The 16,441-nt window shown below is 33.9% G+C and carries 17 protein-coding genes; 7 read left to right on the top strand and 10 right to left on the bottom strand.

Going from position 1 to position 16,441, the window contains the following annotated elements; all coding sequences use genetic code 11:
* Positions 1 to 29 precede the first annotated feature (29 nt).
* Positions 30 to 905, top strand: a complete 876-nt coding sequence (locus I5776_RS08200; protein WP_202780143.1) for a hypothetical protein — start codon at positions 30 to 32, stop codon at positions 903 to 905.
* Here the strand turns inward: I5776_RS08200 and I5776_RS08195 are convergent.
* The 3 genes from I5776_RS08195 to rpmG form a co-directional block, all read right to left on the bottom strand.
* The gene (locus I5776_RS08195) at positions 898 to 2,415 is read right to left on the bottom strand and encodes a rhomboid family intramembrane serine protease (protein ID WP_202780142.1); all 1,518 of its coding nucleotides are present in this window, start codon (positions 2,413 to 2,415) and stop codon (positions 898 to 900) included. The two genes, I5776_RS08200 and I5776_RS08195, sit on opposite strands and share 8 nt — an antisense overlap.
* 368 nt (positions 2,416 to 2,783) lie before the next feature.
* The gene (locus I5776_RS08190) at positions 2,784 to 3,350 is read right to left on the bottom strand and encodes a 5-formyltetrahydrofolate cyclo-ligase (RefSeq protein ID WP_202780141.1); all 567 of its coding nucleotides are present in this window, start codon (positions 3,348 to 3,350) and stop codon (positions 2,784 to 2,786) included.
* 56 nt (positions 3,351 to 3,406) lie between these two features.
* On the bottom strand, positions 3,407 to 3,556 hold the full coding sequence (gene rpmG, locus I5776_RS08185) for a 50S ribosomal protein L33 (RefSeq protein WP_066234353.1): 150 nt from the start codon (positions 3,554 to 3,556) through the stop codon (positions 3,407 to 3,409).
* A 230-nt stretch (positions 3,557 to 3,786) separates the two neighbouring features.
* Between rpmG and I5776_RS08180 the strand changes: the two genes are divergently transcribed.
* Positions 3,787 to 4,146, top strand: a complete 360-nt coding sequence (locus I5776_RS08180) for a helix-turn-helix domain-containing protein (protein WP_202780140.1) — start codon at positions 3,787 to 3,789, stop codon at positions 4,144 to 4,146.
* A 19-nt stretch (positions 4,147 to 4,165) separates the two neighbouring features.
* Positions 4,166 to 4,651, top strand: a complete 486-nt coding sequence (locus tag I5776_RS08175) for an endolytic transglycosylase MltG (protein ID WP_202780139.1) — start codon at positions 4,166 to 4,168, stop codon at positions 4,649 to 4,651.
* 93 nt (positions 4,652 to 4,744) lie between these two features.
* Here the strand turns inward: I5776_RS08175 and I5776_RS08170 are convergent, their stop codons facing one another.
* From I5776_RS08170 to I5776_RS08150, 5 genes are all read right to left on the bottom strand, one after another.
* Positions 4,745 to 6,907 (bottom strand): peptidoglycan D,D-transpeptidase FtsI family protein, encoded by a 2,163-nt coding sequence (locus tag I5776_RS08170; protein WP_202780138.1) that lies wholly within the window; start codon positions 6,905 to 6,907, stop codon positions 4,745 to 4,747.
* A 166-nt stretch (positions 6,908 to 7,073) separates the two neighbouring features.
* Positions 7,074 to 9,257 (bottom strand): peptidoglycan D,D-transpeptidase FtsI family protein, encoded by a 2,184-nt coding sequence (locus I5776_RS08165; RefSeq protein WP_202780137.1) that lies wholly within the window; start codon positions 9,255 to 9,257, stop codon positions 7,074 to 7,076.
* A 123-nt stretch (positions 9,258 to 9,380) separates the two neighbouring features.
* On the bottom strand, positions 9,381 to 10,586 hold the full coding sequence (locus I5776_RS08160) for an MFS transporter (protein WP_202780136.1): 1,206 nt from the start codon (positions 10,584 to 10,586) through the stop codon (positions 9,381 to 9,383).
* 192 nt (positions 10,587 to 10,778) lie between these two features.
* Complete coding sequence (gene sodA, locus I5776_RS08155; RefSeq protein WP_202780135.1) at positions 10,779 to 11,387, bottom strand: superoxide dismutase SodA; 609 nt, start codon at positions 11,385 to 11,387, stop codon at positions 10,779 to 10,781.
* A gap of 116 nt (positions 11,388 to 11,503) precedes the next feature.
* Positions 11,504 to 11,989: a DUF456 domain-containing protein gene (locus I5776_RS08150; RefSeq protein WP_202780134.1), complete on the bottom strand. Its 486-nt coding sequence runs from the start codon at positions 11,987 to 11,989 to the stop codon at positions 11,504 to 11,506.
* 161 nt (positions 11,990 to 12,150) lie between these two features.
* On the opposite strand from I5776_RS08150, the gene I5776_RS08145 reads away from it, so the two are divergent.
* The 3 genes from I5776_RS08145 to ispG all read left to right on the top strand — a co-directional run bounded on the left by I5776_RS08145 (position 12,151) and on the right by ispG (position 14,706).
* Positions 12,151 to 12,924: a DUF1189 domain-containing protein gene (locus I5776_RS08145; protein ID WP_202780133.1), complete on the top strand. Its 774-nt coding sequence runs from the start codon at positions 12,151 to 12,153 to the stop codon at positions 12,922 to 12,924.
* A gap of 251 nt (positions 12,925 to 13,175) precedes the next feature.
* A complete protein-coding gene (locus tag I5776_RS08140; protein ID WP_246483953.1) occupies positions 13,176 to 13,496 on the top strand; it encodes a hypothetical protein in 321 nt (106 codons plus the stop codon).
* Positions 13,497 to 13,614: 118 nt separating this feature from the next.
* Entirely contained in the window at positions 13,615 to 14,706 is a 1,092-nt protein-coding gene (ispG, locus tag I5776_RS08135) for a flavodoxin-dependent (E)-4-hydroxy-3-methylbut-2-enyl-diphosphate synthase (RefSeq protein WP_202780734.1), read from the top strand.
* 73 nt (positions 14,707 to 14,779) lie between these two features.
* Here ispG and I5776_RS08130 read toward each other — a convergent pair whose 3' ends face one another.
* A complete protein-coding gene (locus I5776_RS08130) occupies positions 14,780 to 15,145 on the bottom strand; it encodes a DUF4190 domain-containing protein (RefSeq protein ID WP_202780132.1) in 366 nt (121 codons plus the stop codon).
* 179 nt (positions 15,146 to 15,324) lie between these two features.
* Here I5776_RS08130 and I5776_RS08125 point away from each other — a divergent pair, with 179 nt between their 5' ends.
* On the top strand, positions 15,325 to 15,927 hold the full coding sequence (locus I5776_RS08125; protein ID WP_202780131.1) for a hypothetical protein: 603 nt from the start codon (positions 15,325 to 15,327) through the stop codon (positions 15,925 to 15,927).
* Positions 15,928 to 15,971: 44 nt separating this feature from the next.
* Here I5776_RS08125 and zur read toward each other — a convergent pair whose 3' ends face one another.
* Positions 15,972 to 16,382 carry a zinc uptake transcriptional repressor Zur gene (gene zur, locus I5776_RS08120; protein WP_202780130.1) on the bottom strand — a complete coding sequence of 137 codons (411 nt, stop codon included), beginning with the start codon at positions 16,380 to 16,382 and terminating at the stop codon, positions 15,972 to 15,974.
* Between the last annotated feature and the right edge of the window lie 59 nt (positions 16,383 to 16,441).

The raw sequence follows: 16,441 nt of genomic DNA, 5'->3' as shown, positions 1-16,441 counted from the left end.
TAAAATGGACAACCAAAGGATGAAAAAACATGAAAAAGAAATACATAATCGTTATGAGCATTTTAATCGTTATTCTATTCCTAATCATAAAAATTACTAAACAACACGTTCAAGAGACAATCACCTTTTTTCCACTTCATAAAAACGCTCAATTCATTAATACCGAAACGATGCTTACCCTCATACCCAATAAACAAACCAAATCAAAATATAAAATCGAATATGAGATTCATTCAAAATTAGATCGAAAGGCATATTTAAGGCAAGATGTAAGCTTGTTATTTAAAAACGGAAGATTACAGCAACCAATTGGGATAAAAAAATGGCAGCAACATTCCTCCGCATTAGCATTGAGTGGAAAAGTGAACGAAAGAGACAGTGGCCTTTATGAAGCAATTTCTTTCCATTACGGTGAGATTCAAGAAAAGGACATGATTAGCAGTGTACAAAGAATGTCGTTTGATAAACTTTATGTGGTTGATACAAAATTTTCACCAAACTTACTATCTTTCCATTCGGCCGCAACAGAAGAAGAAAAAGAGTGGGAGGAAACATTTAATCAAATGAATGATAAGCATTTAAAGCAATTATGGAAACAATCCTTTTCCAAGCTAGGAATTAATCCTAATCGTTATCGCACCATCCCTTTAACCTCTCTACCAAACTATAATGACAATTCCCTTCCTGGCTTCACTAAAAATAAATCACAAGAGATTATTGGGAAACTTTGGGAAGGATTATATAAAAGTTATTTACTTGGAATAAAAAAAGAGGACGGAACCTCCGAAACTTTGATTGGAAGTACTGTCCCACTCTTACTATTTAATAAAAATAACAAAGAACTATTAATTATTTTAATCACAAAATCCGACGAACCTTACCTGTTAAAACAAATCATTAACTAGCATCATTCATTTTATTCAGCAGGTCTTCATATTTTTTATCATTTGAGAGTTTTAATGCTTTTTGAACAAGTTCTTTCGCCTTTGTAAGGTCTCCCTCGTTTGCATACAATAATGCTAAATTATAGTATGCCTGATGAAATTTTGGATCAAGCTCGATTGTTTTTTGAAGATGTTCTTTTGCTTTTTCTAATTTCTGAAGTTGGATTTCAGTATATGAAAGCTGAAAATAGGTAACTGCATCACCTTTGCCTTTTTCGACTAACTGATTAAACAATTTGTAAGCTTCTTCATAGTTTTCATCATTTAACTTTTGTTGAGCCAGGCCATGTATAACTTCAGGCGATTCATTATTAAAACCCATAAATAGTAGGCTTCCAGTAACAATTGCAGTCAGTAAAAATGCTCCGATTTGAGTAAACCATCTGTGTTGCTTTGGAAAATGAACAACTGCAGCTGCAAGGAAGCCTCCGACAAGTCCGCCAAGATGGCCATAATTATCAATCCCTGACACACTAAAGCCAAACACAAGATTGATGATAATGACTATGATCACATTCATACCCATTGTTCGGAAAAATAATTTCGGGTTTGCTGCACCAATATATAACAAGGCACCAAAACAACCGAATATTGCACCACTTGCCCCAGCAGATAAATGACTACTAAATAAGAAACTAGCTAGTACTCCAGCAAATCCCGAAAAAAGATAGATCCAAACAAATCTAATCCGTCCAAAAATTTTCTCTACCGTCGGTCCTAAATAAAATAAGGCTAATGAATTCATAAGGATATGTAGAAAACCAATGTGAAGAAAAATAGGCGTAATAAACCGCCACCATTCACCTTCTAAAATTAAAGGATTGAATTTCGCACCGTACCGAATCAAATTTTCTTGATTATTACTTCCACCTGTCATTTCCAACAAAATAAACATGGCAATTTGAATCGCTAGAAACACATAGGTGAAAAATGGTTTGCCATTATCAAAAAACTGCTGTTCTTGTTTTGTCTTTGAAACCACATTTGTTATTACTGCTGATTTCAATTCCGCAACATCTTGGTCTTCATATTCATCATTTAAATGTATAATAATTTCATCATTTAGTAATTTCTCTAAATATGTTATACCAGTGTTAACATTTTCTTGGTCGATAATTGCACTATGTAATAAAGTTTTCTTATTTACTTGTATGGGACGCTGAATATAAGATTCAAACTCATCTACCGGTAAATGCATACTGACATATATGTTTAGAACATTTAACTGTCGTTTCATTAAATGTTTTCGTATATTTTCCGCTTGTACAGCAGTATGATGGACATCACGCTGGAGTTTCTTCCCCCAATCCAAATCATTGCGCAATAGTCTTATTACTTGGGCGTGTTTATTTGCTGTATCCTCAAGCCATAATTCATTATGATCCTCACTTATATGCATTAAGGAATAGCCTTTATCTGTAATTAATATTTGGGCTAATTTCCAAAATAAGTAATCTTCTCTATTGCTCAACAATACTCCTCGCTTTCCCTTATGAAAATAGGTCATTGTAATAACTATAACGAAAAAACAGACGTACTGTAAAGTATTTCATTGCTTAACAGTTCGTCCGTTTTTTTACAAATTATTTAAATGTACTCTGTAGGATCCTTGTTTTAAATCCCGGAATATTCATTGCAATTTTTATACCCATTTTCCTTATCCAGTAGCTTCCCAGTAAAAAGTTCAATAATTTGTAACGATATTTAAACGCACTATAAATAACTAATCCTGATATTAACCATTTAAAAATACTATTCATTATGACATACCCTCCCATTTCATACCAATTAACAAAACTCAATATGAATATGTTTATAGTTTGTCTTTAAAAATATTCTTTATTCAGTGCAATGAATTGTTTCATTTTCAGTAATTATCCGCTGAACAGGAATATCATGTTTTTCAATAGGGATGTCTAATTTTATTTGGGCTGAAAAGGCTAATGAAATTGTTTTTCCTTGATAATCACTCAAGAAGCGATCATAATAACCACCACCAAAGCCAATCCGATATCCATTACGAGTAAAGGTGATCCCCGGAACGATAATTAAATCCAACTCATCTTTCTTAACCTCAATTGTCTGACAATCAATTGGTTCAAAAAGACCAAAATACACGCTTTCTAATTGTTTAAACGAGGTAATTTCTCTAAACACCATTTCTTTTGTTTTGGGCAAACATTTAGGTACAACCATTCGTTTCCCTACTTCCCAACCTTTACGAATAATTTGCCAAGTATCGACTTCAGGGAATCGGGATAAAGTGATAGCAACGGTTGATGCTGCATTAAATTGTTGAAGCCCAAATAATTGTTTTGCAATTAAGTAGGAGTTTTGTTCATATGTACACCGATCAATTAATGATAATTCTTTTTTTAGATGTTCTCTTAGCTCTTTTTTCTCCACTACTTTCCCCCCAAAAGAAAAAATGATAAAAAAAAGCAGCGGGAATCCCCTGCTGCTTACTTTGTTTCGCGATGTACAGTTGCACGTTTTTCTCTCGGACAGTATTTTTTAAGCTCAATACGGTCTGGATTATTACGCTTATTTTTTGTTGAAATATAGTTACGCTCACCGCAATCTGTGCAAGCTAATGTTATATTTACACGCATGTTTATCCCTCCAAACTTCATTGCATTCATTACTATTCATACGACTTTTCTATAATATCATTTTTCTAGTTGAATTGCTAGTATGATTTTTTCTTATCGTTTTTATGACATGAAATGTTCACTAATTATACTAATGGGGAAACCTTCCATAATAATAATTCATCATATTGATGGAAGTAACGGCCCGTTTATGCTATAAATGAAAAGAGCAAAATTGAAAGGGTGAGGTTATGAGTACACTAATAATATTGTTGCTCATTTTATCTATCTTGTTGTTTATTATTTCCTTTTTTCAAAAGGATCATTCCACGAACTTAAAAAAAGAGGTTGAAGATCTCTCTATGAATCTTTACCAAGAAACCTATCAAATAAATAAACGGATGAAGGTTTTGGAAGAAGAATTGCTAGTAGATGATCAACTTATGAAAAAAGAGTTGTCCAAATCTGCTAAACCGGTTGTTAATGAAATTTTAAAAAACCAAGTAATTGCATTATTTAAACAAGGTTTAACAGTGGAGCAAATAGCTAAACAGTCAGCATTAGCTCAGTCAGAAGTAAAAAATGTCATTGCTGACTTTTTAGATCAGTAATGGAAGTGGGTGAAAATGAATGAGCAAACAAACAACTAGAGCCTTCGCACTAGGACTTTTACTTTCGGCCATCCTGATCCTTGTATTTAAACCATTTGATACCGTACATAAGGTAAGTACCGTTAAAGAAGGCTACGAACAAATTAAAAAAACAGACCTAAAACAATTACAACAAGAAAAAGCGCAATGGGAAGAAAAATACCATACGCTTGCGGCACAAAAAAATGATCAGACAACAAATAAAGAAAAAACTCAAACAACTGCTAAAACCGGATCAACTCAAAACAACGAAATGATTAAATATCGCTTAACCATTAAGTCTGGAATGACACCATATGAAATTGGTGAAAATTTAAAAGCGGCAAAAATTATTAAAGACGATGATAAATTTGTCCAATTCCTAATTAAACATAAATATCATGAGAAAATTCAACTTGGGAAATTTAACTTAAATAATAAGATGAATTTCGAAAAAATAGCGGTAGTTATTACTAAAGGTAAATAACGAATAGTTATAATACATGTAAAAAATACAAATCACAAAAAGCCACTTCACACTTGAAGTGGCTTTTTGTTATTCTCATTCTAAATCAAAATTTTATTGTTGTTTTTTTGCTTCGTCCAAGTTTTCAACTTTTTTAGTTGATGTTGAATCATTTAATCCATCTTTTTCACGTTTTTCCTTTAATTCGAAGTATGCTTTAAACACATCATTCGCAATTTCTAAGTTCACATGCGTTTGGTCAGTTGTTGACCATGGCACTACAACTGATACCGCTATTTCCGGATGATCATACGGTGCATAGCCAGCAAAGGTTACATTCCAAAGCATTAGGCCTGGATTGTGTGAAACCGGTCCATCATAAAGAGCTTGGGCTGTACCTGTTTTCCCGGCAATTTTATATTGTTTAGCTTTGATTGTTCCGTATCCTGTCCCAAGTGGATCATTCACTACTTGTTCTAATCCAAGTTTCACACGATCAATCCACTCTTCTTTCATATCAACTTTATTTAGAACTTTAGGTTTAATTTCTTGAATGACCGGACCCATCTCATCCATTTTGCTATTTGGTTCACGAATTTCTTTTGCAATATGAGGCTGCACGCGATAACCACCATTTGCAATTGTGGACATATATTGTACAAGTTGTAATGGTGTATACGTGTCATATTGGCCAATAGCAAAGTCCAAAACTTTCCCCGCTTCAGGTGGAATTTGTCCGCCACCAAAACCAGTTTGTTCCCCCGGTAAATCAATTCCCGTTTTCACACCTAAACCAAATTGAGAAAAGTTCTTTCTGAATTTTTCAATTGCAGCTACTTTATCAATACTTAAAGGTCCATTAGGAACATAAGTTTGTTGTCCACCTAATTTCATTGCCGTTAAAAACATATATACGTTTGAGGATCTTTTCAATGCATATAGGTCATTTATTGGACCGAATCCGGACGTATTCCAAGATTTTTTCACCTTTGTATGCAAGAATTGCAAAGGTCTATCATTTAATACCTCTCCAGGAGAAATTGCACCAGTTTGATAACCTGTTAAAACTGTTGCTCCCTTAACTACAGATCCCATTGAATACGACGTAGTCATATTTCCTAATGCATAATCATTAATATCTGTTTTTCCCGTCTTTTTATTATGTTCATATTGTTTACCTGCCATCGATAAGACTTCCCCTGTATATGGATTCATAACGGAAACAAATGCTCGGTCCATATATGGTTGTCCAATTCTCGAACTGCCTAATTTTTCTTTAATAATTTTTTCAACCTTACGTTGTAAATCAATATCAATTGATAGGACTAAATCGTCCCCTCTTTTACCTTCTCTAACAACTTCGGAATCCAGGACGTTTCCAGCCTTATCCGTTACATTTTTAACTTTTTCCTTTTGTCCTTGCAAAATATCTTCATATTGGTATTCAATATAACTTTTACCCACACGGTCATTTCTGCTATAATCTCGTGATAAATAATAGTCAACCAAATCCTTCGGTAAGCCTTCTTTTGAGGATGATATCTTCCCAATTACAGACCCCAATGTTGCATTGCCTTCTTTATCCTTATAGACGTTATATCGATCCCAGTCAGTAGTCGTATCTACTCCAGGAAGTTTATCAAGATTTTCACTGACAACCGCAAATTCCTCTGGTGTTACATTTTTATTTTTTATGACTTGAGGCGATAATGGATAGCCACCAATCATTTCTCGGTATATTGCTAACACTTCCATCTCTTTTTTTGAGAAAGAATTGTACTCCTTCTCAGTAATACGATCAAGTGTTAATTGATAAATTTTTGAATTATCATTTTTCAACTTTTTTATTTCTGCTTTTGAAACTTTTGCTGCTGCTTCATCAGGATGTTTTAAAATCCAAAAATCCTTTTTGTCTCGTTCTGTTATTGCTTTGAAATCTGCCTTTGTATCTTTTTTGATTAGTTTTGCTAAATCTTCCGCAATTTTTAATATGTCTTCTGATTTTATATTTTGTGGTCTAGTATACGTAATTGCATCTAACGGTTTATTCCCAACAACTAACTTACCATTTCGGTCTAAAATTTTCCCTCTTGGAACAGATGTGTTAACCGTTACATTCTCTTTTCTATCTATCTCCCGCTTGTAATCATCACCGTAAACAATTTGGACAATTCCAAGTCGAAGAATTAAGGAAGAGAAGAGTAAAAAGACAACAAAAAATAATATATTCATTCGTAAGGAGACAAACGCTCTTTTTTTCTTTTTCGTTTTCTTCAAATGACAAAACCCTCCCACTTTTTACATCACTCTACATTTTAACGGAAAAGGAAGAGAATTTCTATAAATTAAATGCAGAAATATAAGGAAAGAGAGAGATTTTAAGTTTCATAATTTAAAAAGAAAAGAGCTTAGAAAAAATAAGCTCTTAAAAAGGGTTATAGGTTCATTCTGAATTTGTATCATTTGCTTCATTTTGTTGTTTTTCAGTCTTTTTTATATTTATTTTTTTATTAATAGTATTCGTATCCTTTTTCTCACGTTTCTTTTTTAAATCAAAATATGCTTTAAACACTGCATCTGCTACGTCTAAATTTGGGTGCATTTTATCTGTCGTAGACCAAGGAACAACAACAGAGAGGGCGACTTCAGGATTGTCATACGGTGCATAGCCGGCAAATGTCAAGTTCCAAAGCATCAACCCCGGACTATGGGGAACGGGACCATCATAAAGGGCTTCCGCTGTTCCTGTTTTTCCTGCGATCTTTAATTGCTTATTCCTGATTGATTTACCGGTTCCGTTCGGATCATAGACAACTAATCGTAAACCTTCTTTTACACGATCGATTTCCTCTTCTTTCGCCGCTATTTTATTTAATACATTCGATCCAAGTTCGTGGGCTACCGGACCAAGTTCATGGATATCATCACTTGGCTCACGTATTTCTTTAACTAAATGAGGCCTGATTCGACTTCCGCCATTAGCAATCGTAGAAATGTATTGAACTAATTGTAATGGTGTATACGTATCAAATTGTCCGATGCCGAAGTCTAATACATTACCTGCGAAATCTGGGATTCTTCCACCAAATCCGACTTGCTCACCAGGAAGATCGATGCCAGTCTTGACTCCTAATCCGAATTGCGCAAAATTATACCTTAATGTATCTATCGCTTTTACCTTATCGATACTAAGTGGCCCATTAGGAATATAATATTGCTGGCCGCCAATTCTCATTGCTAATTTAAACATATAAACATTTGAAGATCTCTTTAACGCATATAAGTCATCAATATTTCCAAAAGCTGATGTGCTCCAAGAACTTTTTGATTTCGTATCTTTAAACACTAATGGCTCATCTCTTATGACCCTATTATTCATTGTAATTGCCCCAGTTTGGTAGCCTGTCAAAACCATAGCTCCCTTTACGGCCGAACCCATCGCATAAGAGGTAATCATATTTCCTAAAGCAAAATCATTATATTCTCTTACACCCGTTTCTTCATTTTTTTCTCGTAGTTTTCCTGCCATCGCTAATATTTCACCTGTATTGGGATTCATTACTGTGACAAATGTTCGATCCAAATAAGGTTGAGATAAATGGGATAATTTATTGGTAATAATTTCTTCGACCTTTTGCTGAAATTCCATATCAACAGATAATACTAAATCATTTCCACGTTGTCCTTTTCTTACAACAACCGAATCAACCACTTTCCCGGATTTATCCATTATATTTTCGACTTTTTCTTTTTTCCCTCTAAGAACATCTTCATATTGATACTCTAAGTAACTTTTTCCAACTCGATCATTTCGGCTATAGCCCAAAGCAGTGTAATATTCAGCTTTTTCACTTGGCAAACCTTCTTTAGCTGTTGTAATTTTCCCTAAAATGGATGCAAGTGGGGCGAATCCATCAATCTTATAACTATTATATCGATCCCAATCAGTTGTTATATCAACCCCAGGTAATACATCTAAGTTTTCTCCAATTATAGCTATTTCTTCTTTTGTCACATTTTTATTTTTAATAATTTGTGGTGTCAGCGGATATCCGCTTAACATTTCCCGATAAATGGCCAGTACTTCAAGATCATTCTTCGAAAAGGAATTCAACTCTTTTTCAGTAATTCTATCTAACATGAGATGATAAATTTCCTTATCATAATCTTTTTCAGCTAATTTTTTGCGCTTTAATATTTTTTCATCTTCCTTTGTAATTTTGCTTTTTGCTTTGTTTTGATGATGCAAAATCCAAAAATCTTTCCGATCTCTTTCAGTAATTGCTTTAATATCTTCTTTAGTATCTTTTTTGATGTATTTTGCCAATTGCTCAGCAATTTCTAGCATCTCATCAGGTTTAATGGATGTTGGCCTTGTATATGTAATCGCCTTTAATGCTTTATTTCCAACGATTAAATTTCCGTTTCTATCTACTATCTTCCCCCGCGGAACTGGTATCTGAACCGTCACATCACTTGTCCTCTTTATCTCATTTGTATACTTTTCTCCATGCACGATTTGAACAATACCTAATCTAAAAATAAGTGATGAAAATAAGAGAAAGACAACAAAAAAGATAATATTCATTCTAAAAGGAACAACTAGCCTTTTTTTCTTCTTTTTCATTACATATTCCCCTTTTCCTCTATTTACCTTTCTTTCATTGTATAGGAAAAGTCTGTTGAATTGTACAAAAATTTAAAAAAGAAGAAAAAAGGCATTAACCAATGCCTTTTTACGAAACAATATTTATGTAGACACTTTCCTTAAAAGATAGGAAACACAAATATACCCTGCACCTAATATCATGAGCAAATAAGGAATGCTCTGCTTATCATGAAAAAAAGTAATCGCTCCTATAAAAGCTAAAATTGAAACAATTCGACCAGTATTTAAAAATAATTCACGTACAACAATATATTCAATTCTAGCTTCAGCAGCCTGCCACCCTCTCCCAATGACATCGTAGGTCATCGAAATATACGGCACTAGAATAATCGGATATGCAATCGCAATTACGGCTGCATAAATCAATAATCTCGAATAACTAAAGTCAAATACAATAATAAATATCCCCGCATATAAAAGAAGTCCTCCTAACAGAATCGCTCTTTTTCGATATTTACTTTTAATTAGTCGTGTAACTAAAGAATATCCTAAAAATGATATACCCGAATTAATCAGCCCAAACGTTCCCAATGCAAATTCACTGCCAGTTGAAACAAATACAAATACAGAAATGATAAATGCAAATGTTCCATCACGTAATCCTTGAAAAAAATGGGCATTCGTTATTAATCGCCAATTTCGATTATTTTTTCTCTCTTCTAAAATCCGAGCAAGCAAATATCTTCCGTGAGCAGGACGCCTTTTAATAAAAAAGCTTAGTACAACTGCTAAGGCAAAAAGTGTAAGGGAAAACCCAAAAACAATTGTATATCCAATATTGGATGTAAAACGGGAAATAATAAACCCGGCCAAAATCGGACCGATCATACCGCCACATGAAGTAAGACTTCCTAAAAACCCATTAAAAAAGTCTCTCGTTTCAGGTTCAGTTATTTCAAATGTAAGTACATTAAATGCAAGCCAATAAAAACCATATCCAATCCCTAAAAGACCACCTAATACAACTAAATAATGTGATGCATGACTACCGAAAAACAGTACAGATAAATAAAACAATGCTAAAAAAATAACCCCGATTCGCAGGACAATGACCCTGTCAACCTTTTTCGCCCATCTCCCGGCTATAATAAATGTGAGTGGCTGAAAAACAACGACAGATAAATTGTATATAGCTAAATCAATAAATTCGCCAGATTGTTTCCATAAATAAATATTAACAAATGTATTCGATAACGCCACACTAAGCGAATAAATTCCACCAATATACAATAATAACGATAAGTCTTTTGTTAATTCAATTTCACCTAACAATTTTCGAAATATCATGATAAACTCCCCTTTTTCATCCTTTATATCTTTTGAAAAAGGAGTGACATTATACATATTTCTATTTTGTTATATGAAAAGCTAAAAGCGCATCAGCCCAGATATGCAAACCTCGTGGTGTTAGATGTTGAGAGATGGACAGCAATTAAATCAAAAAAAGCACCGGAATATCCCGATGCTTTTTGTTTGCTATTATTTTGCTGCAGCGTATAATTTTGCAACTTCATCCCAGTTTACTACATTCCAGAAAGCTTTAATGTAGTCAGGACGACGATTTTGATAGTTTAAGTAGTAAGCATGTTCCCATACATCTAATCCAAGAATAGGTGTTTTTCCTTCCATTAATGGATTATCTTGGTTTGGAGTGCTAGTTACTTCTAGTTCGCCATTATTAACTACTAACCAAGCCCAACCTGATCCAAAGCGACTTGCACCTGCAGCAGCAAATTCTTCTTTGAATTTGTCTAGGCTGCCAAATTTTTTATTAATAGCTTCTGCTAATTCACCTGTTGGTTCTCCTCCACCATTTGGTGAAAGAAGTTTCCAGAATAATGAGTGGTTTGCATGTCCGCCACCATTATTACGAACAGCAGTACGTTTTGCTTCAGGAACTGCATCAAGATTCGCAATGACTTCTTCAACAGATTTACTAAGAAGTTCTTCATTTCCTTCAAGAGCTGCATTTAAGTTCGTTACATATGTGTTATGATGTTTTGTGTGATGGATATTCATTGTTTCTTTGTCAATATGAGGCTCAAGAGCATCATATGCATAAGGTAATTGTGGTAATTCAAATGCCATGGTAAATTCCTCCCTATGTAAATGTTTGAATCAAAGTGATTCATGTAATTTCAATTTAAGATTACCAAAGTTATAAGTAGCAGGCAAATAAATTGCCTAGTTTTTCTAAAAATATTTCACCCCCTAATACTAATAAAAAAGTAAATAACCATTATAACTTGAATTAACCCTTTTACGACCACACTGCTAATGAAGCCGATTAATGATCCCAATCCAATTTTCATCGCCTTGATAAATGATGTACGGTTTACAATTAACTCTCCAATTACAGCACCTAAAAATGGGCCAATCAAAATTCCAATAACCGGGATAACAAAAGGCCCAATTAACAACCCAATTGTACTCCCCCACACCCCTGCTTTCGATCCTCCGAATTTTTTCACTCCAATTAAATTGGTCAAATAATCTGCTCCGAAAAGTAAAATAACAAATAAGATTTGAATCGTCCAAAATAACCAATTAAATGAATGAAAGGAAAAAAATAAGCCGTATAATAAAAAGGAACCAAATAGAAAAAGAACACTAGGAATCACTGGATAAATTAAACCAATAAAAGCAACAAGCATCATTAAAATTATGATTGTCCAGTATAACCAGTCCATAATTAACACCTCTTCTTATAAGAATAGACGTGAGAAAAAAGATTATGCATTATTTCTCAACGATTTTTAGTATTTTCAAATGACATTCAGTGAAAAAAAACCTACAATGATAAATAGTTGTACATATTAAGGAAAATGCATAAAAGGAAGTGATGATAGTTTTGAATATTTTTCAACGTTTTATTAAAAGTCTTTATTCCCCTAAAGATATTGCAAAATATCGATTTTTAGGAATCGGCAAAACCATATTGTATGTTTTTTTACTTATGTTTTTATCCACCTTACCTGGATTATTTCATTTTTCAAAAATGACAATTACTGCACTAAATGAAGGTAAACAAATCTTTATGGAAGAACTGCCTCCTTTTCAAATTGAAAATGGCACCCTTACATCAGATATTAAGGAACCCTTTACATTGGAAAAGTCCGATTTTCATATCATACTTGATCCAACTGGTAAGATTACTACACAAGATATCGAAAAAGAAGGAAATGCAGTCGCATTGCTTAAAAACGAATTCGTTGTCATAGCAGATCGAAATACACAAAACTTTCCTTATTCCGCACTAGAAGGGATGAAATTACAAAATAAGGATATTGATAAGTTTTTGTCCTCCATCCACGGAGTACTTTGGATTGTTTTACCTATAGTATTTATTATTATGTATTTATTTACTTCTGCAATGGGATTTATTAAAATTTCCATTTTCGCAGGCATTGGAATATTATTCGCAAGGACATTTGATAGAAACCTGCAATACAGAAACAGCTGGAGGATAGCTGCCCACTGCATCACCTTACCGACAGTATTTTTCGTATTAATGGATGCATTAAAAACAGCCGTTCCAGGCGGACTTTTAATCAATTGGATTATTTGTTTAATCTTTCTTTATTTAACCATTAGAGAAATTCCGAAACCTAATAGAAAAGCGTAAGCGCCTTGCTCATCGACGTACTAGACTGGAGGGACTTCGACTGAGATAAAGGAAACACGATAAGCCTGCAAGGCGAATCGATGTTGACTTATCGTAGGGAGAAGTCCTGAAGTACGCTAGTCGATAGACGCTGGGCTAGACATAGCATAAACTATTTAAATCGAAAAACTGGCAAACATGTCAGTTTTTTTTCTTTTTAGTCATATTCATTTAAGGACAAGCATAAATATGACAAAAAGGAGGCGCTAATCTTGAAAAAATTTCTAGCATTCGTCGCAGTAATTATCATTATTTATAGTGTCTATATTGATATCAACTTTGGAACAATCCCTGCAGTTTCACAAGTAACAGTAAAATCAGAAAAGAACGTAACGATAGAAAAGCCTGCCCCATATGTAAATAAGAAAGTGATTCCTGGTGATACCGTTTTGTCCATTGTAGAAAAAATTAATAAATCTCCATTGTCCATCCCTATAAAACAAGTAATCATCGACTTCAAAAAATTTAATCATAATATCACACCGGAGGAAATTCAAATTGGTCAGGTTTATAAATTTCCAATATATAAATAATAATGACTAACCTCATTTCCTTGTCAATTCCCTTCAAATACTGATACAATACATTTGTTATAATTAAATTACAAAACTCATTTGTACTTAATAAAGGAGCGAATTACCCTTGGGTGAAATTATACATCGTTCAAAAACACGTCCCGTTAAGGTTGGAAATTTAACTATCGGGGGAAGCAATGAACTTTTTATTCAGAGTATGACAACGACAAAAACACATGACGTAGAAGCAACAGTAAACCAAATTAAACGTTTGGAAGAAGCAGGTTGCCAAGTTGTCCGGGTTGCATGTCCTGACGAACGTGCTGCTGAAGCAATTCCCGAAATAAAAAAGCGTATCAATATTCCATTAGTCGTTGATATTCATTTTGATTATCGTCTCGCCTTAAAAGCAATTGAAGGGGGAGCAGATAAAATTCGCATTAACCCGGGAAATATTGGGAAACGCGAGAAAGTAGAAGCGGTTGTTAAAGCTGCTAAAGCAAAAGGTATACCTATACGCATTGGCGTAAATGCAGGAAGTCTTGAAAAACAATTTTTACAAAAGTATGGATATCCAACCGCTGATGGTATGGTTGAAAGTGCTTTGCATCATATAAAAATTTTAGAAGACCTTGACTTCCATGATATCATCGTCTCGATGAAAGCGTCCGATGTAAATCTTGCAATCGAGGCGTATGAAAAGGCTGCTCGAGCTTTTGATTATCCATTACACTTGGGAATTACCGAATCTGGAACATTATTTTCCGGTACTGTAAAAAGTGCTGCTGGTCTAGGTGCAATCTTAAGTAAAGGTATCGGTAATACTTTACGTATTTCTTTAAGTGCCGATCCAGTTGAAGAGGTAAAAGTAGCTAGAGAATTGTTAAAAGTGTTCGGTTTATCCTCCAATGCAGCGACATTGATTTCATGCCCTACTTGCGGAAGAATCGAAATTGATTTAATTAGTATTGCCAATGAGATTGAAGAATATATTTCAACGATTAAAGCACCGATTAAGGTATCTGTATTAGGCTGTGCCGTAAACGGTCCTGGTGAAGCCCGTGAAGCTGATATTGGCATCGCCGGGGCTCGTGGTGAAGGATTACTCTTCCGTAAAGGAAAAATCGTAAGAAAAGTTCCAGAGGAAACAATGGTAGAAGAACTGAAAAAAGAAATTGATTTAATTGCTGAGGAATATTATCAAAAACAGAGTGAACAAAAAGCATAGAAAAGTGCGGACTTGATCCGCACTTTTCTTTTTATAACAGCTCCCACATATGACAGTGATTAAGATATTTCCATTAAAAAAATGGTAGTACAAATATCCCAATTATAAGAGAAACAACACCTATCCCTATGCTCCATGCCCCTAATGTTGTCGCATGCCTTCTTCTCGCAACAAAACCAAGAATGATCCCTACAGCCCCTAATACTACAGGTAAGAAAAATAGAGATAGAACTGATAACACTAAAGCAGACCAGCCGATAACTTTACCACTTACATGAGCATGTTCATGATCCTTATCTTCACCACGATCGTTATCGCGGCTACGATCCCACGAGACAGGAGCAGCTATTTCAGCAGCCGTTTCTTCGTGATAATCATGATTATCTTTTTCATCATGATGATTTTCTTCTAGCTTGTCATAACGTGTTTCATCATTCATAATATCCCTCACTTTCGAATCGTAAGAGCAGGAGCATTATTATTGTGTGCCGATTGTTATTGTTTCATCATAACAATCTTTTCCAACAATGAATGATGTAATTTTTGTTCAGTTTTATAATAGTATGGTACACTTTTTATAGTGAAAATTTTTATTGTGCTTAAAAGGAGTAGTTTTTTATGAAAATGAGATTTGGAATTGATATTGATGGAACTGTAACCCATCCAAATTCTTTACTTCCCTATATAAATGATGAGTTTAAACTACAATTAACTTTAGATGATATTACGGAATATGAACTTACAAATGTTATTGATGTAGATCCAAAAGTTTTTTACGAGTGGTTTGTTAGAACCGAACCTAAGATGTATGGTGAATCACCGCTTGCTGAAGGAGCAAAAGAAGTTTTAACAGAGTGGAAAGAAAAATTTCAACTATATTTCATAAGTGCAAGAAGTTCGAATTTAATTACCGTTACGGAAAATTGGTTTAATACCAATGATTTATTTTACCACCATATTGAATTAATCGGATCACATAACAAAGTCGAAACAGCTAAAAAATATCAGGTAGATCTCTTTTTTGAGGATAAACATGACAATGCAGTTATGATCCATGAAGAATTACAAATACCAGTAATTTTATTCGATACTCCTTATAATCAAGATCCTATTCCTGATGGAGTCGTTCGGGTAAAGAATTGGCATGAGGCTGAAATATGGGTAAATAAATGGTTAAAGACGCAAAGTAAAGCAGCAAACTATGCACAACATATTAAATAATACAACAAATAAAAAATCATAAGATCCGGTCTTATGATTTTTTATTACATACAATCCGGGCACTTTCCATAAATTTCAAATTTATGGCCCGAAACATTATATCCTACCAAATCTTCGTCCAAAATATTCATCGGACACGTTTGAATTTCTTTCGTTTTCCCGCATTCCAGACAGATAAAATGATGATGGTGATTTGTTGTTGAACAACTAAAACGAAAATTCTTTTCCCCCGATAATTCCGTTGCTTCAAGAATCCCTAATTCAACAAATAAAGATAAATTTCTATATATAGTGTCAAAGCTCAATCCTGGATAATCATCTTTCATATATTCTAGAACGTCCCTTGCTGTTAAATACTTGTTATTAGCAGCAAATAATTCTAGCATTTGTTCCCGTTTTCCAGTGTGCTTAAACCCTTTGTCCTTCAATGTTTGAATCGCACTAGTAACATGCATTTTATATAACACCTACTTTAATGAATGCTATTAAGAATGATTACGATTTATTCCATAAA

The sequence above is a fragment of the Heyndrickxia vini genome, assembly GCF_016772275.1.
Classification (GTDB): Bacteria; Bacillota; Bacilli; order Bacillales; family Bacillaceae_C; genus Heyndrickxia; species Heyndrickxia vini.
Note: the sequence above shows the minus strand (reverse complement) of the source record. Positions and strands in the feature narration are given on the sequence as shown.